The following is a 19,502-nucleotide window of genomic DNA, read 5'->3' as shown; positions in this document are numbered from 1 at the left end:
CCGGAACCATCCTGGTCACCGGTTCGAGCCGCGGCATCGGCCGCGCCGTGGCGCTGCGCCTGGCCCGCGACGGCTTCGACATCGTGCTGCATTGCCGCCATAACCGGGACGATGCCGAGGCCGCCGCCACGCAGATTCGCGCGCTCGGACGCGAGGCGCGGGTGCTCTGCTTCGACGTCACCGAGCGGGCCACCGCCCGCGAGACGCTCGAGGCCGACATCGCGGAACACGGCGCCTACTACGGCGTGATCTGCAATGCCGGCGTCACCGCCGACGGTGCCTTTCCGGCGCTCAGCGACGACGCCTGGGACCGGGTCCTGTCGACCAGCCTGGACGGCTTCCACAACGTGGTGAAACCGCTGGTGATGCCGATGATCCGCCGCCGCGCCCCGGGGCGCATCGTGGTGATGGCCTCGGTCTCGGGAATGATGGGCAATCGGGGCCAGGTCAACTATAGCGCCGCCAAGGCCGGGCTGATCGGCGCGGTCAAGGCGCTGGCGGTGGAACTCGCCAAGCGCCGCATCACCGTCAACGCCGTCGCCCCCGGGCTGATCGACACCGACATGACCGCCGGCGAGGAGACCGAGGCGGCACGCCGCGGGATTCCCATGCAGCGCCTGGGCACCGCCGAGGAGGTCGCCGGCGCGGTGAGCTTCCTGTGCGGGCCGGACGCCGGCTACGTGACACGTCAGGTGCTGTCGGTCAATGGCGGGCTGTGTTGACCGAACGCCGTGCGGGGGATGTCTTGGATTGCACTCAAGTTGTGCGGCTCCACGGCCGATAACGTCAGGACAAGCCGGAATTCGTCGTCCGGGCGTTTCAGAGGGCGTTTACAAAGTCGGCGAGCGAAGACAAGACAAGGCAAAATCGGGCGAAAAACGGACCGGGCTGGCGTACCAGTTTACAGGGTGGTAAATGAGTATTTTGACCGGGCTCGCGTCCGAGACCGATTTTAACGCCGCATTGTCGAGCGCAGGCATTTTGTAAACGCCCTCTCAGATTGGAGTCCTGCGAGTGATACCACTCATCGTCATCGCCGTGCTGGCGACGCTGGCCGTCGGCATCCTGGGAATCGTGGCCAGCCAGCCACACTGGCCCCTGTCGGCCCAGGCACTGGCCGCCTACGGCATCTATGCGCTGGCACTGGTCGGCGCCCTGGGGTTGGTCGTTCTGCTGATCCTACTGGTCAGCCAGTTGCGCGGCCAGCAACGCGCCCTGCTCCAGAGTCTCAGCGACCAGCAGGCGAACCAGCGCGGCGTGCAGACCGCCCAGTTGATGGATCGCTTCGTGCATCAGGCGGAAGCCTTGCTGGAGAAGGACAGCCTGGATCCCAACAAGCGCAGCGTGCAGCGCTGTCTGGCGATCGATGCGCTGCGCGGCAACACCGGCCGCGGCGATCCCAACTATCATCGCCTGGCGCGGCTGTTCGAATGGCTGGCGGGGGAATTCGAGGCGGCCCACGAGGACGCCGCCGGGCGGCGGCTGATCGAACCGGTGCTGCGTCAGTACGCCGAGATCGCCGATCAGTTGTGCCGCGTCGGCGAGGCGGATTCGGCGCGGCTGGAAGCCTTCCTGCGCTTCCAGCCGCCGGCCGTGACGGCCGACGCCGAGGTCTGACTCAGTAGAGACGTCCGCCGGTACCGCCGGCCTTCAGCGCCGCGGTGACGGTGATCTCCACCCGCAGTTCGTCGGCCGGCATCGGCGCGGTGATGCAGGTACGCGCCGGCGCATGGCCCTCGGGCACCCAGGCATCCCACACGGCGTTCATCGCCGCGAAGTCGTCCCCCTCCTTGAGGTAGATCGTCGCCGAGAGCAGATGCTCGCGATCGGAACCGATCTCGGCGAGCAGCGCGTCGAGACGCGCCAGCATGCTCTCGGTCTGCGCGGTGATGTCGCCGCGGCGCGCCTCGGGGCCGGCCACCTGACCGCACAGATAGGCGACGCCGTTGTAGACGACCGCGCGACTCATGCGGGCCTGGGTGTCATGGCGTTGGATCATCGAAGGTTCTCCCTGGAATTGGACTCAGCGTAACAACAACAGCGGGACGTCGGCGTTGCGCAGCATCGCCGTGGTGGTGCTGCCGACCAGCAGCTGGCGGATCCGCGAGTGGCCATAGGCGCCCATCACCAGCAGGTCGATGGCATGCTCGCGCTGATACTCGCGCAGCGTTGCCTCCACCTCGCCGGCACGGATCGCCTTGTGCGCCTGGATGCCGGCATCGTTGAGGGTGTCGATCGCCCAGTCGAGCTGCGCCTGGATGTCGGCGATGTCCGCGCCGACCGTCACCACATGGCAGGTCAGGCCGGCGAACAGCGGGCTGGCGGCGATCATCTCGACTCCCTTGCGGGTGGTCCGGCTGCCGTCGAAGGCGATCATGACCCGCTGTGGCGCACTGAAGGTGTCCGGCACCATCAGGATCGGCCGATGCACGGCGCGTACCACCCGCTCGAGATTCGAGCCCAGGTGCTCGGCGGCCACGTGAGCGGACTCGCCGCGCTTGCCCAGCACCAGCAGGCGCGCCTCGCCCTCCAGCTCGTGCAGCGTCTCGACCAGCTCGCCATTGCGCTGGCGGGCCTGGGCCTCGTCGATGCCAGCCTCCTTGGCGCGCTGGCGGGCGGCGTCGAGCATCACGCGACCCTGTTCCTGGGCCAGCTTGGCGCGGCGCTCGTCCAGCGAGGCCAGTTCCTCGAGCAGATGCTCACGGCTGCCCAGGCCGATGTTGCCCGACAGGTTGCCGGCCTCCGGCGGCGGATGATTGTCGATCACGTGCAGGAAGGTCAGTGGCGCCTCGAGGCGCGCGCTGGCCCAGGCGGCGTAATCGCACACCGCCGTGGCATAGCCCGAGCCGTCGATGCAGGCCATGACGTGTTCGTTCATAGCGGCAATCCTCGTGGTGACATGTTGCGTTTCTACTCCATCTGCGCGGCGGCGAACACCCTCTCAGTGGCCGCTCATCAGCTTTTCCACCGCCTCGGGCTTGTCGTGGACCGCGAAGCGGTCGACCAGGGTCGCGCTGGCCTCGTTGAGCCCCACCACCTCGACATCGGTGCCTTCGCGGCGGAACTTGATGACCACCTTGTCGAGGGCGTCCACCGCGGTGATGTCCCAGAAGTGTGCCCGCGACAGGTCGATACGTACCCGCTCCAGGGTCTCGCGGAAATCGAAGGCGCCGGTGAAGCGGTCCGCCGAGGTGAAGAACACCTGGCCGATCACCCGGTATTCGCGGGTACGGCCATCGTCGCTGGCCTCGCTACCGATGTAGAGCACCCGGCCGACCTTGTTGGCGAAGAACAGCGAGGCCAGCAGGACGCCGACGAACACGCCGATCGCCAGGTTGTGGGTGGCCACCACCACGGCGACCGTCGACAGCATGACGATGTTGGTCGACAGCGGATGCTTGCGCAGGTCGCGCAGCGACTCCCAGCTGAACGTGCCGATCGACACCATGATCATCACCGCCACCAGCGCCGCCATGGGAATCTGCGAGACCCAGGGGCCCAGGAACACCACCAGGATCAGCAGGAACACCCCGGCGACCAGGGTCGAGAGCCGCCCGCGGCCCCCGGACTTCACGTTGATCACAGATTGCCCGATCATCGCGCAGCCGGCCATGCCCCCGATCAAGCCGGTGGCGATGTTGGCGATGCCCTGGCCGCGGCATTCGCGATTCTTGTCGCTGCCGGTATCGGTGAGCTCGTCGACGATGGTCGCGGTCATCAGCGACTCGAGCAGCCCCACCACCGCCAGGGCCGCGGAATAGGGCAGGATGATCAGCAACGTCTCCAGGTTGAGCGGCACGTCGGGCCACAGGAACACCGGCAGGCTGTCGGGCAGCTCGCCCATGTCGCCCACGGTACGGATATCCATGCCGGAGAACACGTAGACGATGGTCAGGGTGACGATGCACACCAGCGGCGACGGCAGGGTCTTGCCGATCTTCGGCAGCAGCGGAAACAGATAGATGATGCCCAGCCCGGCGGCGGTCATCGCATAGACGTGCCAGGTCACGTTGGTCAGCTCGGGCAGTTGCGCCATGAAGATCAGGATCGCCAGGGCGTTGACGAAGCCGGTAACCACCGAGCGCGAGACGAAGCGCATCAGTTCGCCGAGGCGCAGGTAACCGGCCAGGATCTGCAGAATACCGGTCAGCAGCGTGGCGGCCAGCAGGTACTGCAGGCCGTGCTCCTTGACCAGGGTGACCATCAGCAGCGCCATCGCCCCGGTCGCCGCCGAGATCATGCCCGGCCGGCCGCCGGCGAAGGCGATCACCACCGCCATGGAAAACGAGGCGTAGAGGCCCACCTTGGGGTCGACGCCGGCGATGATCGAGAAGGCGATGGCCTCGGGGATCAGGGCCATGGCGACCACCAGGCCGGCGAGAACGTCATTCTTGGTGTTGAACAACCAGGTCTGTTTCAGGGATCGGATCATGCTCGTGTCCAGATAGCGTCGGGGGCGTCGCGCGTCACGACCGCGACCAGCGGGAAACTGGCGGCCGGTGACGCTCGAACGGAATGCATCGGCCCGTCCGCGGGTGGACGGGCGTGGTGACGATCGGGCCAGGCGCGATGGCCTCCCGGCGTCGGGGCGTGCCATGGGCACGCGGAGGGCGGTGATCTAGGGCGGACTGCCGGTGGCGATGCGCGGCCTCATGGCGGATTCATCCTGTCGTCGGAGAAGTTCGCGGCGAAGCGGCGCATTCTAGCAGCCGGGGCCGGCGAGTTCACCCCGACCGGCCCTCGAGGTCCCGCGCAGCAGGCGCTTGAGCGCCACGCGCAGGCGCTCCGCCTCGCGACTCAATGTCTGCCCCGAGACCATGCCGATGCCCATCACCAGCCCGCGGCGCGGATCGCCCGGTCCGCAGGCCGGGCTCAGCGGGCGCACCACCAGTTGCTCGTCGAGCAGGCGCCGCGCCAGGGCGACATCGTCGATGTCCGGCGCAAGCTCGAGACACAGGCTGATCGCACTCGACGGCGGCGACACGCCCACCACCCCCGGCAGGTCGCACAGCCGGTCATGGAGCACCTGCTGGCGGGCCAGGTACTCGCGGCGGATGCGCCGGTACCAGGCGTCGAGGTCGCCGTCGGCGATGAACTGCGCCAGCACCGCCTGATCGAGCATGCGCCCCTCGCGGGCGACCTCGCTGCGCAAACGGCCCAGCGCGGCGGCCAGCGACTTCGATGCCACCAGATAGCCGAGCCGCAGCCCCGGGAACATCAGCTTGGAGAACGAGCCCACCAGCAGCCGGTCGGCGCGGCGCGGATCGAAGATCAGGTTGTCATGGTCGTCGCTGCCGTACTCGTAGTCATCCTCGATCACGTAGTCCGGCCTCGCCCGGGCGCACAGACGCTGCTTGTCGGCGAGCCGGGTCGGTGCGCTCAACGGGTACTGATGCGCCCCGGTGAAATAGGCCAGCCGTACGTCGCCCGCGGGCACAGCGTCGGCATAGCCGCTGGCGGGGTGCCAGGGAATCTGATCGATGTCGAGCCCGCAGGCGGTGAAGACGTTGCGGGCGCCCCAGTAGCAGGGTGAATCGAGCAGTACCCGATCGCCGCCATCGGCCAGCCCCAGGGCGCAGAGCTCGATGGCCTGGTGCGCGCCTTCGGTGACGACGATCTGGTCGGTGTCGCAGCGAATGCCCCGCCAGCGCTGGAGGAAGTCACGGATCGCCCGCTTGAGGGGACCGTAGCCGCCGGTCGAATAGGAGAGCAGCAGGGTATTGTGCGGCACCGTCACGCTGTCGTAGAGCGAGCGCCACTTGCGCAGCGGAAAATGGGCGATGTCGGGAATGCCCGGCACGAAGGCACCGCTCTGTACCTGCCCGGCCCCCGCCTTCTCGAGTACCGCGCTCGCCCGCCGCGACAGCGCGGGCGCGTCGCCCGGCGCCTCGACGGACGAACTCGGCCGTTGTGCCCAGGTGCCCTGGCCGTGGCCGGTGACCAGCCAGCCCTCGTCGATCAGGGTCTTCACCGCCCGGGCCAGGGTGTCGCGGGCCACGCCCAGATGCTCGCAGAGCCGCCGCTGCGAGGGCACCTTGCCGCCGCTCGCCCACCCCTGGCCGATCACCCCCCGCAAGGCCTGCTCGAGACGCACCTGCTTGCCCAGGCTCTCGGGCTGCTGGCGGTAGCTCGCCAGCAGCGGTGCCAGCAAGGCCTCGTCGCTCGCCTTGGCCATTTCGCTCTCCTCGTGTCTCGCGCGCCCCGAAACGATTATCCGCCGTCACGCGCAAAGTGGTCCAGTCGAACGGCGAAGTGGTCTATCCGCGAACGTGAAGCGCGCTGGTAGCGTGCTGGCCATCGACGGTAACGCCCGGCGGCGGAGCCGATTCCCAGTATCCAGCGCGGAGAAACCCACCATGTCCCTACTCGAGCACGTTACCGGCGAGCGCGTGACCAGCCTGATCGACGGCGACTGGCGCCCCGGTCGTCGTCGGTTCGCCGTTACCGATCCGGCCAGCGGCGAGACCCTGGCCCAGGTCGCCGACCTCGAGGCCGACGACGCCCGCGACGCCGTGGCCGCCGCCCATGCGGCCCTGCCCGACTGGCGCCGCGCCCCGGTCAAGGAACGCGCCCGGCTGATCCGCCGCTGGTTCGAGCTGATCGTCGAGGCGACCGAGCCCCTCGCCGAGCTGATGACCCGCGAACAGGGCAAACCGCTCGGCGAAGCCCGCGGCGAGGTCGCCTACGGTGCCTCGTTCGTCGAGTTCTATGCCGCGGCGGCCAAGTCGCTGGCCGGGGAGACCCTGCCGAGCCCCAGCGGCGACAAGCGCATCCTGGTCACCCGCGAACCGATCGGCGTGGTCGCCGCCATCACGCCCTGGAACTTCCCGCTGGCGATGATCACCCGCAAGTGTGCCCCGGCGCTCGCCGCCGGCTGCACGGTGGTGATCAAGCCCGCCGAGGCCACCCCGCTCACCGCCCTGGCGCTGGCGCGACTGGCCGAGCAGGCGGGCATCCCGGCGGGCGTGATCAACGTCGTCACCGCATCCAGCCCGGCGGCGATCGGCGAGGTGCTGACCACCGACCCACGGGTGCGCAAGGTCTCGTTCACCGGCTCCACGCCGGTCGGCAAGCGGCTGCTCGCCCAGTGCGCGGACACGGTCAAGAAGACCGCCCTGGAACTCGGCGGCAACGCCCCGTTCATCGTCTTCGACGACGCCGATCTGGATGCCGCGGTGGAGGGCGCCATCGCCGCCAAGTTCCGCAACGCCGGACAGACCTGCGTGTGCACCAACCGCTTCCTGGTGCAGTCCGGCATCCACGACGCCTTCGTCGACAGGCTCACGGCGCGGGTCCGCGAACTGCGGGTCGGCAGCGGTCTCGAGGACGGCGTGCAGATCGGCCCGCTGATCAACGCCGCCGCCGTCGACAAGGTCCAGCGTCACGTCGACGACGCCCTGGCCAAGGGCGCCCGGCTGGTCTGCGGCGGCGAGCCCCACCCGCTGGGCGGCAATTTCTTCACGCCCACGGTACTCGTCGACGCGACTCGCGAGATGGCCCTCGCCGACGAGGAGACCTTCGGCCCGCTGGCGCCGGTGTTCCGCTTCGACAGCGACGACGAGGCCATCGCCCTGGCCAACGACACCCCCTTCGGCCTGGCGGCGTATTTCTACAGCCGCGACTACCGGCGCATCTTCCACACCCTGGAGGCCCTGGAGTACGGCATGGTCGGCGTCAACGAAGGGCTGATCTCCACCGAGCTGGCGCCGTTCGGCGGGGTCAAGGAGTCGGGCCTGGGCCGCGAGGGCTCGCATCACGGGCTCGAGGAGTTTACCGAGCTGAAGTACGCCTGCCTCGGCGGCCTCTAAGGGAGCCCTGCCTAAATGCCTGCGCGTGCCAATCGCTGCGCTTTTGGTATCGCCCGCGCCTGCAACCACCACCTAGAACTCTTCCCCCAGCGATAGTGGGCGCCGGGGGGCAAGGCGAAGCGAGGGTCCTTTGCCATGGATGGCAAAGGTAGCGCCCAGGGAAGGGTTCACAGCGCCCTCGCGGAGGCTTGTCGCCGGGAAAGCCCAATCGCTGGGTTGTGAAAGCGACGGATATTTACCGCTAACAGCAACCCCCCCCTTTCTGGAGCCTATTGTCATGACCAATGCCGAACTCGACGCCATGAAGACCCAATACGTCGCCAGCGGCGCCGCTTCCCCCGCCACCGCCTTCGCCGAGCGCGCCGAGAACGCCGAGATCTGGGACGCCGACGGCCGGCGCTGGATCGACTTCGCCGGCGGTATCGGCGTGCTCAACCTGGGCCACCGTCATCCACGGGTGGTCGAGGCGGTCAGGGCGCAACTGGACAAGGTGATGCACACCTGCGCCACGGTGATGCCCTACGCCCCCTACGTGCAACTGGCCAAGCGCCTGTGCGAGCTGACCCCGACCCGGGGTACGGCGCGCAAGGCGCTGCTGGTCAATGCCGGCGCCGAGGCGCTGGAGAACGCCGTCAAGATCGCCCGCGCCGCCACCGGCCGCAGCGGCGTGATCTGCTTCGACGGCGGCTTCCACGGCCGCACTTTCATGACGCTGGCCATGACCGGCAAGGTACTGCCCTACAAGAACGACTTCGGCCCGATGCCCGGCGACGTGTTCCGCGCGCCCTACCCCAACCCGATTCACGGCATCAGCGACGAGGACGCCCTGGCCGGACTCGAGACGGTGTTCAAGACCGACATCGCCCCGCACCGCACGGCGGCGATCGTCATCGAGCCGGTCCAGGGCGAGGGCGGATTCTACGCCGCTTCGCCGGCCTTCCTGCAGGCCTTGCGCGCGCTGTGCGACGAACACGGCATCCTGCTGATCGCCGACGAGGTGCAGTCGGGCTTCGGGCGCACCGGCAAGCTGTTCGCCATCGAGCACAGCGGCGTCGAGCCGGACCTGGTCACCATGGCCAAGAGCCTGGCCGACGGCATGCCGCTGTCCGCGGTGGTCGGCAACGCCGCGGTCATGGATGCCTCGGGGCCCGGCTCGCTGGGCGGCACCTACGGCGGCAACCCGCTGTCCTGTGCGGCGGCACTGGCGGTGATCGAGGCCATCGAGGAAGAGGACATCCTGGGCAAGAGCGAGCGCCTGGGCCGCGCGCTGGGCGAGCGTTTCGCCGCCTGGGAATCACGCTTCGAGGCGGTGGCGCATTCCCGTCACCTGGGGGCGATGGCCGCCTTCGAGTTCGTCGACCCGGCCAGCGGCAAGCCGGATCCGGCGCTGACCCAGGCGGTGTGCGCCAAGGCCCGCGAAAAGGGCCTGATCCTGCTCTCCTGCGGCTTCTACGCCAACACCATCCGCGTGCTGGTCCCGCTGACCGCGCCCGGCGAGGTGGTCGAGGAAGGGCTGGCGATCATCGAAGCGGCAATCGCCGAACTCGCCGGCTGATCGCCACTGCCGAGTCGACCGACGCCACCCCTCAGCGGGTGGCGTCGTCGTTGCCGTCGCCCGAATCGCCGGCCGGCCTGGGCGTTTTATCCGCCGGCGCTTCGGCGGACGTCGGCGACGTGCTTCTCGTGCTGCCCGTACCCGGCATGCCTTTCGCCAGGGTCCCGAGCCCCTCGAGCAGGTCCATGGGCATCGGGAAGACGATGGTCGAGGCGTTCTTGTTGCTCATATCGCTCATCGTCTGCAGGTAGCGCAACTGCAGCGCCATGGGGTTGGCCGACATCACCTCGGCGGCCTCGACCAGCTTGCGCGAGGCCTGCAGCTCGCCCTCGGCGTGGATCACCTTGGCGCGCCGCTCGCGCTCCGCCTCGGCCTGGCGGGCGATGGCGCGAATCATGCTCTCGTCGAGGTCGACGTGCTTGATCTCGACGTTGGCGACCTTGATCCCCCAGCCCTCGGTCTGGGCGTCGAGGATCTCCTGGATGTCGTCGTTGAGCCGGTCGCGCTCGGAGAGCATCTCGTCGAGATCGTGCTTGCCGAGCACCGAGCGCAGCGTGGTCTGCGCCAGCTGGCTGGTCGCCACGCCGAAGTTCTCGACCTGGATGATCGCCTTCTCCGGATCGACCACGCGGAAGTAGAGCACCGCATTGACGCGCACGGTGACGTTGTCCTGCGAGATCACGTCCTGCTCGGGCACGTCGAGGGTGATCAGGCGCAGATCGACCACCTGCATCTTCTGGATCACCGGGATGATGATGAACAGCCCCGGGCCCTTCACCGCCTGGTAGCGGCCCAGGAAGAACACCACCCCGCGCTTGTACTCGGGCAGGATGCGGATCGAGGCGCCGATCAACAAAAGCACCAGCACCAGCGGCACCAGATAGGACAGCATCATGTCGATTCTCCCGAAACGGAGGGTGGCGGGTCGGGCGACGCCGCATCGTCGGGCACCACCTCGACGGTCAGCCCGTCGATCGCCACCACCTTGAGTGACTCGCCGGCCTTCACCGGCCCCCGGCTGCGTGCCCGCCAGCGTTCGCCGTGCAGCCACACATGCCCTTCGGCCTCGGCACCGCCCCGGAAATCGTGCAACGCGGTGGCACGGGCACCGATCATCTCGTCCTGGCCGGCCTTCGGCGGGCGTCGCCGCAGGCGCAGGAAGCGCATCGCCACCCACAGCATGAACCCCGAGGCGACCAGCGCCACGCCGCCGATCAGCGGCAGCGACACGGCCAGATTGCGATCGTCCATGAGGATCACCGACCCGGCGACGAAGGCGACGATCCCGCCGATGCCCAGCACCCCGAAGCTGGGCACCATCGCCTCGCCGACGATCAGTGCCAGTCCCAGCACCACCAGCCCCAGCCCGGCGTAGTCGATCGGCAGCACCTGGAAGGCGAACAGTGCCAGCAGCAGGCAGATACCCCCGACCACGCCCGGCACCAGCGCCCCCGGGCTGAGCAGCTCGAAGACCAGTCCGTAGAAGCCGAGGATCATCAGGAAATAGGCGACGTTGGGGTCCGAGATCACGCTCAGCAGTTCGGTGCGCCAGTCGGGATCGAAGCGCACGAGCGACAGATCGGCGGTGTCGAGCGTGCGCGTGCCGTCGGTCATCACCACCTGACGACCGTCGATCGCCTCGAGCAGCTCGGGCACGTCGCGGGCGATGACATCGATGACGTGTTCGTCGAGCGCCTCCCGGGCCGTCAGGTTGACCGCCTCGCGCACCGCCCGCTCGGCCCAGTCGGCGTTGCGACCGTGCCGCTCGGCCAGGCTGCGGATGGTGGCCACGGCATCTTCCATTACCTTGCGCTGCATGGCGGTATCGCCACGGCGTTTGGCTTCGCTGTCGTCGCCGGACCGGGCCGAGTCACCGCGTTGGCCATTCTCGTCACCCTCCCCCGTCTGGCCGTTCCGACCCGCTTCGTCGCCGGGTTTTTCCGGCGCCGACTCGGGCGAGCCACCCGGCAACAGGCCCCCGCCGCCGATCTGCACCGGCGTCGCCGAGCCAAGGTGAGTGGACGGCGCCATCGCCGCGACATGGCTGGCATAGAGCAGGTAGGTGCCAGCGCTCGCGGCGCGGGCGCCGTCCGGGGCAACGTAGACCGCCACCGGCACCGAGCTGGTGAGCATCGCCTGAATCATGTCGCGCATCGACACGTCGAGCCCGCCCGGGGTATCGAGGCGCAGCACGACGAGCGCCATGTTGCGGTCTTGTGCCCGGGCCAGGCCGCGCTGGAAATAGTCGCTGGTCGCCGGGCCCACGCTACCGTGCAGGGTCATCACCAGGGCCTGCCGCGGGCCTGGGGCACCCTGCTGGGCATTCGCCGCCACGATCAGCAACGCGCCGAGCAGCAACGCGATCAGCCAGAAGCGACGGCGGGCGTGGGCGGCGTTCGAACCTCGTGGCAACATGACATCGCTCGCTTGCAGGACCCTGTCTCAAGGCTAGTGCTATCGGCCGCGAGTCGCTATCGACGCACGCTCATTCCCCGGTGCGCGCCCGCTCGTAGAGTGCCGGGCCGTCGGCATCCTCGCTTTCGCGCCCCTGACGAGACGCCTGGCCGTCGTGGCCCGCCGGCTCCCCGCCGGGTTCCGCGTTGCCCACGCTCATCTCCGAGAGCGTCTCGACCGGCGAAGTGATCAGGTTCTCCAGTGCCTCGCGAATCGCCTGACCGACCACGCCGCCGACGTCGAGGGACGGATCGTCGAGCGGCAGGGTCAACGGCACGTCGAGGCGGATCACTCCGCCACCGCCCTGCAGCAGCCCCACGATCGTCTTCATGGGTAGATCGATCGTCGCGCCCGGCACCGGCTGGCCGAGTTCGAGTCGATGCAGGACCACGTGGTTCTCGGCGTGCAGCCGACCGCTTTCGAGCCGATAGTCGACGTCCAGGGTCAGCCGCCCCTGTTCGATGTGATAGCCGCCGAAGTGACGGATGTAAGGGGCGAAGGTGGTCAGTGCCAGATTCTCGACGTGCAGGTGCATGTCGCCCTGCATCCGCTTGACCAGAGGATCGAAGGTCCCGTCGATGCGCAGCGGGGAGTCCGCGTCGACCCGGCCCTGCAGTGCCAGCGCCCCGCCGCCATCCGCGACATTGGAAAGATCCTTCCAGTCGCCCTCGAGGGCCTCGAGATCGAGAGTCACGGCTTGCGCGAGATGGCGATCGTCGAGCGCCACCTCGCCCCGGGAGACGCTCAACCGGGCGATGACGACACCCAGTCCGTCGCCGTTGCCGCCACCCCCGGTATCGGGCGGCAGCCAACTACTTAGGTTGGTGGACAGCGACTCGTCGACGGTCACCTGGAGCCGGGGACGCTCGAGCGCGATCGACGCGATGGCCAGCCGTTGATCGCTGCTGGTGAAGCGCAGGCCTTTCAGCCGAACCCTGGCGGCGCGCCCCAGCGGCTGGCCGCCGGGTGTCGCCGCGTCGAGATCGGCCAGCGAGCCCTGTGCCGACAGCGTGGTGCCGTGCCGACTGGCCGCCCCGGCCTGCAACTGGACCTGGCTGCTCAGGGTCCCCTGGCGGATGTCGGCACGGGTCAGGTACGCCAGGTAGCCGTGCAGCACCGACAGCGGCAACGCCTCGACGCCGAGCTCGAGATCGGCCTGCCACGGCGCGAAGCCCAGCTTGCCCCTGGCGGTGAACGGCTGCCCCGCCCAGCGGGCCTTGGCGTCGAGGTCCATCGGCGTCTTGTTGCGCGGATCGAAGCCGCTGGCGGTCAGCGATACGCGATCCAGCGACAGCGTCACCAGCGGGTCGAGACGGCGGTTGATCCAGTCGAAATGGCCGCGTTCGGCACTCACCCGGTCGATGCGCAGGCCGCTGCCCTGCCGGTCATCGGCGCCATTACCACCACCGCCGAACAGGCGGGCCAGGTTCCAGCCGCCATCGGTCCGCCAGATCAGCCGCAGCCGCGGGGCGATGAAGTGCAGCCGCTCGATGTGCCAGCCGTCGTGCCACAGCGAGGCCCAGGCGATCCGGGCCGTCACCGCGCGGCTGGCCAGCACGGGCTGGTCGTCATCGCCGGCGATGCGCAGCCCCTCGAGACGCACCCGGGCCTGCCAGGGCGTGACCTCGACGGACTCGATCGTCACCTCGCGACCAGTGGTCGCCGACAACGCCGCAACCAGCCGCGACTCGATGAGGCGCGGCAACGCCCACCAGCCGGCGGCCAGCAGCACGGCCACCACCGCAAGCAATACCAGGGTTATCGTCCACGGACGCCGTGGCGATCGCGGCTTGCCTGTCCGTGCGCCTGCCTGTGCGGCATCGTCCTCTGCCATGCACGACTCCTGCGATGCGATCCACTCAGCGTGGCAGCTCGGGCCGGGACCAGCCAATCCCCGGGTGTTCCGTCACTGGTCAGCGTGCATCTTTCCGGGCACGCTTGCCGTAAAGGAAACCGATCCCGAGCCACCCACCGTTGGAGATCTTCGCGATGCCCCTTTTACCACGCCGAGCGGCTCGCGCCCTGTCGCTGGCCGTGCTGGCGCTCACCACCGGCGCCGCTCAGGGCTATGCCCTCGACGACTGGTCCTCGGTCAGCGACGAGGCCGCCGGCCAGACGGTCTATTTCGCCGCCTGGGGCGGTGATGCCGACGTCAACGGCTATCTCGACTGGGTCGGCGAGCAGATGCACCGGAGCTATGACGTCGACATGGTTCACGTCAAGCTCGGCGATACCGCCGAGGCGGTGTCCCGGGTACTGGCGGAGAAGGCCGCCGGCAACCACGATCACGGTGCCATCGACCTGGTGTGGCTCAATGGCGAGAACTTCGCGGCCATGAAGGAGAACGGGCTGCTCTACGGGCCCTTCGCCGGGCACTTGCCCCACTACGCGCTGACCGCTCCCGAGTCCCACCCCGCGGTGAGCCACGACTTCACCCTGCCCACCGAGGGCTTCGAGTCACCCTGGGGCAAGGCGCAGCTGACCTTCTACTACGACAGCGCCCGTGTCGACGCCCCACCGCGGGACATGGCCGCGCTGCTCGACTGGGCCCAGGCCCATCCGGGGCGCTTCAGCTACCCGCTGCCCCCCGACTTTCTCGGTTCGAGCTTTCTCAAGCAGGCGCTGCTGGGTCTGGTCGACGATCGCGAGCCGCTCTATCGCCCCGCCGACGAGGCCGACTTCGAGGCCGTCACCGCGCCGCTGTGGGCCTATCTGGATCGCCTCCACCCTTATCTGTGGCGCGAGGGGCGCACCTTTCCGGCCAGCGGCTCGGCCCTGCGTCAGTTGATGGGCGACGGCGAACTGAGCCTGGCCTTCACCTTCACGCCATCGGCGCCGGCCGCGGCGGTCGCCGACCACCAGTTGCCGCCGACCACCCGCAGCTACCTGCTCGACGGCGGCACCCTGGGCAACGTCCACTTCGTCGCCATCCCCTTCAACGCCTCGCACAAGGCCGGCGCGCTGGTGCTCGCCAACTTCCTGCTCTCGCCGGAGGCCCAGGCCCGCAAGCAGGCCATCGACGGCTGGGGCGACGCCACGGTGCTGGCCATGGCGCGCCTGAGCGACACCCAGCGCGCGGCCTTCGAGACCGCCGACGACAACCCGGCCCGGCTGCCGGCGGGGGCACTGGGCAAGACCCTCGCCGAGCCGCATCCGAGCTGGATGGCGCGTCTGGAGGCCGCCTGGCAGGCCCGCTACGGCGCCCGATGATCGACCCTCATGCGCTATGGACCCGCCCCGCGCCCTGGCTCGCCATGGCAGTCCTCGGCCTGCCGGTCGTCGCGGGCCTGGCCGGGGTGATCGCCCCGGCCTTCGGCTGGCTGCCGGCGCTGGGCGGCACCTCGCCGACGCTCGCCCACTGGCAGGCCCTGGGGCAGACCCCCGGGCTCGTCGACATGGTGCGCCTGAGTGCGGTGACCGGGCTGGCCAGCGCCGGGCTGTCACTGACCATCGTGGTGCTGTTTCTGGGGGCCTTCCTGCGCACCCGATTGTTCGGCGTGGTGCGCCGGCTGCTGTCGCCGCTGCTCGCCGTGCCCCACGCCGCCGCGGCGATCGGCCTGGCGTTCCTGTTCGCCCCCTCGGGGCTCGCTCCGCGCCTGGTCTCGCCCTGGGCCAGCGGCTGGCAATACCCGCCGGACTACCTTTTCCCCGGCGACCCCGGCGGCCTGGCGCTGATTCTCGGGCTGACCATCAAGGAGGTCCCCTTCCTGCTGCTGATGAGCCTCGCCGCGCTGCCCCAGTGCCGCGCCGACGCACGCCTCGACGTCGCCCGCGGGCTCGGCTATCGCCCCATGGCCGCCTTCCTCAAGGCGGTGCTGCCGGGGCTTTACCCGCTGCTGCGCCTGCCGATCTACGCGGTGATCGTCTTCGCCACCGCCACCGTCGACGTGGCGCTGATCCTCGGTCCGACCACCCCGCCACCGCTCTCCGTGGCGGTGCTGCGCTGGCTCAACGATCCCGATCTGGCGATGCGCTTCATGGCCTCCGCCGGGGCGCTGCTGCAACTCGGTGTGACCCTGGCGGCCCTGCTGGCCTGGTGGGGCCTGGAACGGCTGACCGTCCGGCTGTGTCGGAACTGGCTGAGCGACGGCCGCCGCGCGTTCGCCGATACAGCGCTGCGCTGGCTCGGCCTGGGACTGCTGGGTAGCACCCTGGCGCTGGTCATGGGTAGCCTGGCGGGACTCGTGCTGTGGTCGCTGGCCGGCTACTGGCCCTTCCCCGCGGCGCTGCCCTGGCCCTGGATCGCCGACAACTGGCACAGCGCGTTCGATGGGCTCGCCACGCCGCTCGGCCATGCCGCCGGTATCGGCCTGGCCGCCACGCTGATCTCGCTGGTGCTGGTGCTCGGCGCGCTGGAAACGGAGAGCCGGCGAACCCGACCCGTCGGGCGCTGGAGCGAGTGGCTGCTCTACCTGCCGCTGCTGGTGCCGCCGGTGGCCTTCCTGTTCGGGCTGGTGCTGGTCCAGACCCAGCTCGGCCTGGCGCCGGGGATCACGGCGGTGATCGCCGCCCATGTGGTGTTCGTGCTGCCTTACGTGTTTCTCTCGCTGGCCGAGAGCCACCGGCGCCTCGATCCGCGCTGGACGCAGCTCGCCCGCAGCCTGGGCGCCTCGCCGTCGCGGGTCTTCTGGCGGGTACGCCTGCCGCTGCTGACCGCGCCGCTGCTGACCGCCGCCGCGGTGGGCTTCGCGGTGAGCATCGGCCAGTACCTGCCCACGCTGCTGCTCGGCGCGGGCCGGGTTGCGACCGTCACCACCGAGGCGGTGAGCCTGGCCAGCGGCGGCGACCGGCGACTGACCGCCGTCCATGCCCTGCTGCAACTGCTGCTGCCGGCCGTGGGCTTTGCCCTGGCCCTGGGCCTGCCACGCCTGCTATTCCGCCACCGAACCGGCCTGGTGAGTCCGTCATGAACGATCTTTCCCGTACCGACCCCGCCCCCGCGCCGCTGCACCTGGAACGCCTGACCATCCGGCTGGCGGGTGAGCCGCTGGTGACACTCGACGCCACCATCGCCCCCGGCGAGATCCTCACCGTGATGGGCCCCTCGGGGAGCGGCAAGTCGACGCTGCTGGCGACCATCGCCGGCTTCCTGGCGCCGGCCTTCACGGTGTCGGGACGCGTCCGCCTCGGCGAGACCGTGCTCGACGGCCTGGCGCCGGAGACCCGCCACGTCGGCCTGCTGTTCCAGGACCCGCTGCTGTTCCCGCATCTCTCGGTGGGCGGCAATCTGGCCTTCGGCATGGTCCCGGGCGGCGGGCGCCGCGAACGCCGCCGGCGCATCGCGGCGGCACTGGACGAGGTGGGGCTGGCGGGCTATGCCGAGCGCGACCCGGCGACCCTCTCGGGCGGTCAGAAGGCGCGGGTCGCGCTGCTCAGGGTCCTGCTCGCCGAGCCCCGGGCGATGCTGCTCGACGAGCCCTTCTCCAAGCTCGACGCCGCGCTGCGCGACGACCTGCGCCGGCTGGTCTTCGCCCGGGTGCGCGAACGCCGCCTGCCGACGCTGATGGTCACCCACGACATCGCCGATGCCGAGGCCGCGGGCGGGCGGGTTATCGAGCTGACCAACTGAATGACGACGACACCCGGCACACTGGCCGGGCGGTCTGACGTCAAGATCACTGCGGCGCGTCGCCCAGTCGCGCGTAGCGCTTCCTCAGATGCTTGATTAACGGCACGACGATCGCCAGCGTCACCACGGCGATGGCAATGCACAGCAGAGTGGCGCTGATCGGTCGCGAGAAGAAAATCGACGGATCACCCTGCGACATGCCCAGCGACCGGCGGAACTCGCTCTCGGCGATCGGTCCCAGCACGACGCCGAGAATGATCGCCACCAGCGGAAAGTTGATCTTCTCCAGCAGGAAGCCCATGACACCGAATCCCAGCATGAGCCAGACATCGAACATCGAGTTCTGTACCGAATAGGTGCCCACCACGCAGCAGATGATGATCACCGGGCCCAAGGCCGAATAGGGAATGTTCAGCAACCGCGACAGCACGGCAACGAACGGCTTGGAGAACGCCAGAATCAGCAGGTTGACGATCAGCAAGCCGACGAAGACGGCATAGATCAAGTCGCCATTATTGGTCATGAACGACGGACCGGGTTGCAGGCCGTGCATGATGAAGGCGCCCAGGATCACGGCCGTCGTACCACTCCCCGGGATGCCGAGCGCGAACAATGGCACGAGCGCTCCCATGGCGGCGGCATTGTTGGCCGACTCGGGCGCTGCTACCCCTTCCGGCACCCCCTTGCCGAACTCCTTGGGGTACTTGGACCAGCGCACCGCCTCGCTGTAACTCACCATGGCCGCGGTGCTCGCCCCGATACCGGGCAGGATCCCGATGGCCACACCGAGAATCGATGACCGGGCCAGGGTCACCCGAATCCGTCGGAGAATGGCGACATCGAGGATCCGGATCTTCACCTTCTTGATCGGGGTGTGTGGCACATTGCCCTGCGCACGCTTCAGCACCTCCGAAATGGCGAACATGCCGACGATGATCGGTATCAGTTGGATTCCACCGGCCAGATTGAGATTGCCGAAGGTATAACGCAGGGTGCCGGTCATCGGATCGATGCCCACCGAGGCCACGAACAACCCGATCATGGCACCGATCAAGCCGAGCAGCAGACCGCCACCCAGTGACGCCACCACGGTCAGACCAAGTACCGCAAGGGCGAAGAATTCCGGCGACGAGAACTGCAGCGCTACCGACGCCAGCATCGGCGTGAAGACGATCAGTGCTATGGTCCCCACGAGCCCTCCGATCGCCGAGCTCAGGATTCCAATCCCCAGGGCCTTGCCGGCCTCGCCTCGCTGGGTCATCGGATAGCCGTCGAAGGCGGTCATGACGGCTTCCGGAGTGCCGGGTGCTCGATAGAGAATGGCGGTGATCAGTCCGGAGAAAACCGTGGAGGCATAGATCGCCGTCAGCAGCATGAAGGCGGTCGTGGGATCCATGCCATACGTCACCGGCAACAGGATGACGACCAGGATCACGCCACTGATGCCCGGCAGGGCGCCGCCAATGAACCCGATGAACACGGCGGACAGCAGAATCAGGAAATTCATCGGTTGCAGGACAACCGAAAAGCCGTTCAAGAGACCGTCAAGCATTGTCTGTCTTCCTCGATGATACCCGCGTCATACAGGACGTTTCGGCAGGCCTGAGTGTCGTGTTCATGGCAGGGGGATATTCAGCAAGGTGTCGAAGACGACCTGTACCAGGATCGCGCCCGCCAGCGTCGTCATAACGATCGTCAGCTTGCGCGTCGCACCGAGCGTAAGACTGCAAAGTAGCGAAAAGGCGATCGTCGCCCACAGGAACCCCACGACACCCATCGACACCGTGTACAGCACCACCAACCCGAGAAGCACCCAGTGGCGGTTGCGTACGAAAATGCCACCCGCGACGGGCTCGTCGACCTCGGCTACCTCACCGTCGGCCTCTTCCGTCATCGTGGCATCGGTGTCTTTCGTCTTACGCGATTCGATACGGGTCTCGATGGCCAGCATCAGCGCGAAAACGAGCATCGCGCCCAGCACCAGCAATGGCCAGGTGCGCGGCCCGATCAACGTGGAAACCTCCTCGGAACTCGGCAATTGCCAGGTCAGTGTCAGGAAGAAGGCTCCCCCGAGGACGACACAAACGATGAACGCATACAGCTTTCTAGTCATGAC

The 19,502-nt window shown here is 68.6% G+C and carries 16 protein-coding genes; 7 read left to right on the top strand and 9 right to left on the bottom strand.

Features of this window, described 5'->3' with window-relative positions; translation table 11 throughout:
• The first annotated feature begins 8 nt into the window (after positions 1–8).
• Complete coding sequence (gene fabG, locus KGR00_RS14095) at positions 9–722, top strand: 3-oxoacyl-ACP reductase FabG (RefSeq protein ID WP_224419883.1); 714 nt, start codon at positions 9–11, stop codon at positions 720–722.
• Between the two features lie 292 nt (positions 723–1,014).
• On the top strand, positions 1,015–1,617 hold the full coding sequence (locus KGR00_RS14090; RefSeq protein WP_224419367.1) for a hypothetical protein: 603 nt from the start codon (positions 1,015–1,017) through the stop codon (positions 1,615–1,617).
• A gap of 1 nt (position 1,618) precedes the next feature.
• Here the strand turns inward: KGR00_RS14090 and KGR00_RS14085 are convergent, their stop codons facing one another.
• The 4 genes from KGR00_RS14085 to KGR00_RS14070 form a co-directional block, all read right to left on the bottom strand.
• The gene (locus tag KGR00_RS14085) at positions 1,619–1,999 is read right to left on the bottom strand and encodes a RidA family protein (RefSeq protein WP_224419366.1); all 381 of its coding nucleotides are present in this window, start codon (positions 1,997–1,999) and stop codon (positions 1,619–1,621) included.
• 24 nt (positions 2,000–2,023) lie between these two features.
• Positions 2,024–2,878: a universal stress protein gene (locus KGR00_RS14080; protein WP_129141183.1), complete on the bottom strand. Its 855-nt coding sequence runs from the start codon at positions 2,876–2,878 to the stop codon at positions 2,024–2,026.
• Between the two features lie 63 nt (positions 2,879–2,941).
• Positions 2,942–4,432: a SulP family inorganic anion transporter gene (locus tag KGR00_RS14075; RefSeq protein WP_224419365.1), complete on the bottom strand. Its 1,491-nt coding sequence runs from the start codon at positions 4,430–4,432 to the stop codon at positions 2,942–2,944.
• 270 nt (positions 4,433–4,702) lie between these two features.
• The gene (locus KGR00_RS14070; RefSeq protein ID WP_224419364.1) at positions 4,703–6,175 is read right to left on the bottom strand and encodes a PLP-dependent aminotransferase family protein; all 1,473 of its coding nucleotides are present in this window, start codon (positions 6,173–6,175) and stop codon (positions 4,703–4,705) included.
• A gap of 181 nt (positions 6,176–6,356) precedes the next feature.
• Here KGR00_RS14070 and KGR00_RS14065 point away from each other — a divergent pair, with 181 nt between their 5' ends.
• Positions 6,357–7,808: an NAD-dependent succinate-semialdehyde dehydrogenase gene (locus KGR00_RS14065; protein ID WP_129141186.1), complete on the top strand. Its 1,452-nt coding sequence runs from the start codon at positions 6,357–6,359 to the stop codon at positions 7,806–7,808.
• Between the two features lie 277 nt (positions 7,809–8,085).
• Positions 8,086–9,363: a 4-aminobutyrate--2-oxoglutarate transaminase gene (gabT, locus tag KGR00_RS14060; protein WP_224419363.1), complete on the top strand. Its 1,278-nt coding sequence runs from the start codon at positions 8,086–8,088 to the stop codon at positions 9,361–9,363.
• A 31-nt stretch (positions 9,364–9,394) separates the two neighbouring features.
• Here gabT and KGR00_RS14055 read toward each other — a convergent pair whose 3' ends face one another.
• From KGR00_RS14055 to KGR00_RS14045, 3 genes are all read right to left on the bottom strand, one after another.
• Positions 9,395–10,258 carry a slipin family protein gene (locus KGR00_RS14055; RefSeq protein ID WP_224419362.1) on the bottom strand — a complete coding sequence of 288 codons (864 nt, stop codon included), beginning with the start codon at positions 10,256–10,258 and terminating at the stop codon, positions 9,395–9,397.
• Positions 10,255–11,778, bottom strand: a complete 1,524-nt coding sequence (locus KGR00_RS14050; protein ID WP_129141189.1) for a nodulation protein NfeD — start codon at positions 11,776–11,778, stop codon at positions 10,255–10,257. The genes KGR00_RS14055 and KGR00_RS14050 overlap by 4 nt, the downstream gene beginning before the upstream one ends.
• Positions 11,779–11,848: 70 nt before the next feature.
• Positions 11,849–13,651, bottom strand: a complete 1,803-nt coding sequence (locus tag KGR00_RS14045; RefSeq protein ID WP_129141190.1) for a DUF748 domain-containing protein — start codon at positions 13,649–13,651, stop codon at positions 11,849–11,851.
• Between the two features lie 155 nt (positions 13,652–13,806).
• On the opposite strand from KGR00_RS14045, the gene KGR00_RS14040 reads away from it, so the two are divergent.
• Genes KGR00_RS14040 through KGR00_RS14030 form a run of 3 tightly spaced genes read left to right on the top strand, consistent with a single transcriptional unit; the run spans position 13,807 to position 17,386 of the window.
• Positions 13,807–15,027 (top strand): ABC transporter substrate-binding protein, encoded by a 1,221-nt coding sequence (locus tag KGR00_RS14040; protein ID WP_129141191.1) that lies wholly within the window; start codon positions 13,807–13,809, stop codon positions 15,025–15,027.
• The gene (locus KGR00_RS14035) at positions 15,024–16,727 is read left to right on the top strand and encodes an ABC transporter permease subunit (protein ID WP_224419361.1); all 1,704 of its coding nucleotides are present in this window, start codon (positions 15,024–15,026) and stop codon (positions 16,725–16,727) included. The genes KGR00_RS14040 and KGR00_RS14035 overlap by 4 nt, the downstream gene beginning before the upstream one ends.
• Positions 16,724–17,386, top strand: a complete 663-nt coding sequence (locus KGR00_RS14030) for an ATP-binding cassette domain-containing protein (protein WP_224419360.1) — start codon at positions 16,724–16,726, stop codon at positions 17,384–17,386. The genes KGR00_RS14035 and KGR00_RS14030 overlap by 4 nt, the downstream gene beginning before the upstream one ends.
• Before the next feature lie 46 nt (positions 17,387–17,432).
• On the opposite strand, the gene KGR00_RS14025 is transcribed toward KGR00_RS14030, so the two are convergent.
• Positions 17,433–18,938 carry a tripartite tricarboxylate transporter permease gene (locus KGR00_RS14025; protein WP_224419359.1) on the bottom strand — a complete coding sequence of 502 codons (1,506 nt, stop codon included), beginning with the start codon at positions 18,936–18,938 and terminating at the stop codon, positions 17,433–17,435.
• A gap of 63 nt (positions 18,939–19,001) precedes the next feature.
• On the bottom strand, positions 19,002–19,499 hold the full coding sequence (locus KGR00_RS14020) for a tripartite tricarboxylate transporter TctB family protein (protein WP_224419358.1): 498 nt from the start codon (positions 19,497–19,499) through the stop codon (positions 19,002–19,004).
• Between the last annotated feature and the right edge of the window lie 3 nt (positions 19,500–19,502).

This window comes from Modicisalibacter sp. MOD 31.J (assembly GCF_020147985.1).
Taxonomy (GTDB): domain Bacteria; phylum Pseudomonadota; class Gammaproteobacteria; order Pseudomonadales; family Halomonadaceae; genus Modicisalibacter; species Modicisalibacter coralii.
The sequence above is the reverse complement of the archived record's forward strand: the minus strand, read 5'-3'. Positions and strand labels throughout refer to the sequence as shown.

Coding starts and splice junctions, on each gene's coding strand:
- KGR00_RS14085 (WP_224419366.1), bottom strand. CDS start 1,999: ATGATCCAACGCCATGACACCCAGGCCCGCATGAGTCGCGCGGTCGTC.
- KGR00_RS14080 (WP_129141183.1), bottom strand. CDS start 2,878: ATGAACGAACACGTCATGGCCTGCATCGACGGCTCGGGCTATGCCACG.
- KGR00_RS14075 (WP_224419365.1), bottom strand. CDS start 4,432: ATGATCCGATCCCTGAAACAGACCTGGTTGTTCAACACCAAGAATGAC.
- KGR00_RS14070 (WP_224419364.1), bottom strand. CDS start 6,175: ATGGCCAAGGCGAGCGACGAGGCCTTGCTGGCACCGCTGCTGGCGAGC.
- KGR00_RS14065 (WP_129141186.1), top strand. CDS start 6,357: ATGTCCCTACTCGAGCACGTTACCGGCGAGCGCGTGACCAGCCTGATC.
- gabT (WP_224419363.1), top strand. CDS start 8,086: ATGACCAATGCCGAACTCGACGCCATGAAGACCCAATACGTCGCCAGC.
- KGR00_RS14055 (WP_224419362.1), bottom strand. CDS start 10,258: ATGATGCTGTCCTATCTGGTGCCGCTGGTGCTGGTGCTTTTGTTGATC.
- KGR00_RS14050 (WP_129141189.1), bottom strand. CDS start 11,778: ATGTTGCCACGAGGTTCGAACGCCGCCCACGCCCGCCGTCGCTTCTGG.
- KGR00_RS14045 (WP_129141190.1), bottom strand. CDS start 13,651: ATGGCAGAGGACGATGCCGCACAGGCAGGCGCACGGACAGGCAAGCCG.
- KGR00_RS14040 (WP_129141191.1), top strand. CDS start 13,807: ATGCCCCTTTTACCACGCCGAGCGGCTCGCGCCCTGTCGCTGGCCGTG.
- KGR00_RS14035 (WP_224419361.1), top strand. CDS start 15,024: ATGATCGACCCTCATGCGCTATGGACCCGCCCCGCGCCCTGGCTCGCC.
- KGR00_RS14030 (WP_224419360.1), top strand. CDS start 16,724: ATGAACGATCTTTCCCGTACCGACCCCGCCCCCGCGCCGCTGCACCTG.
- KGR00_RS14025 (WP_224419359.1), bottom strand. CDS start 18,938: ATGCTTGACGGTCTCTTGAACGGCTTTTCGGTTGTCCTGCAACCGATG.
- KGR00_RS14020 (WP_224419358.1), bottom strand. CDS start 19,499: ATGACTAGAAAGCTGTATGCGTTCATCGTTTGTGTCGTCCTCGGGGGA.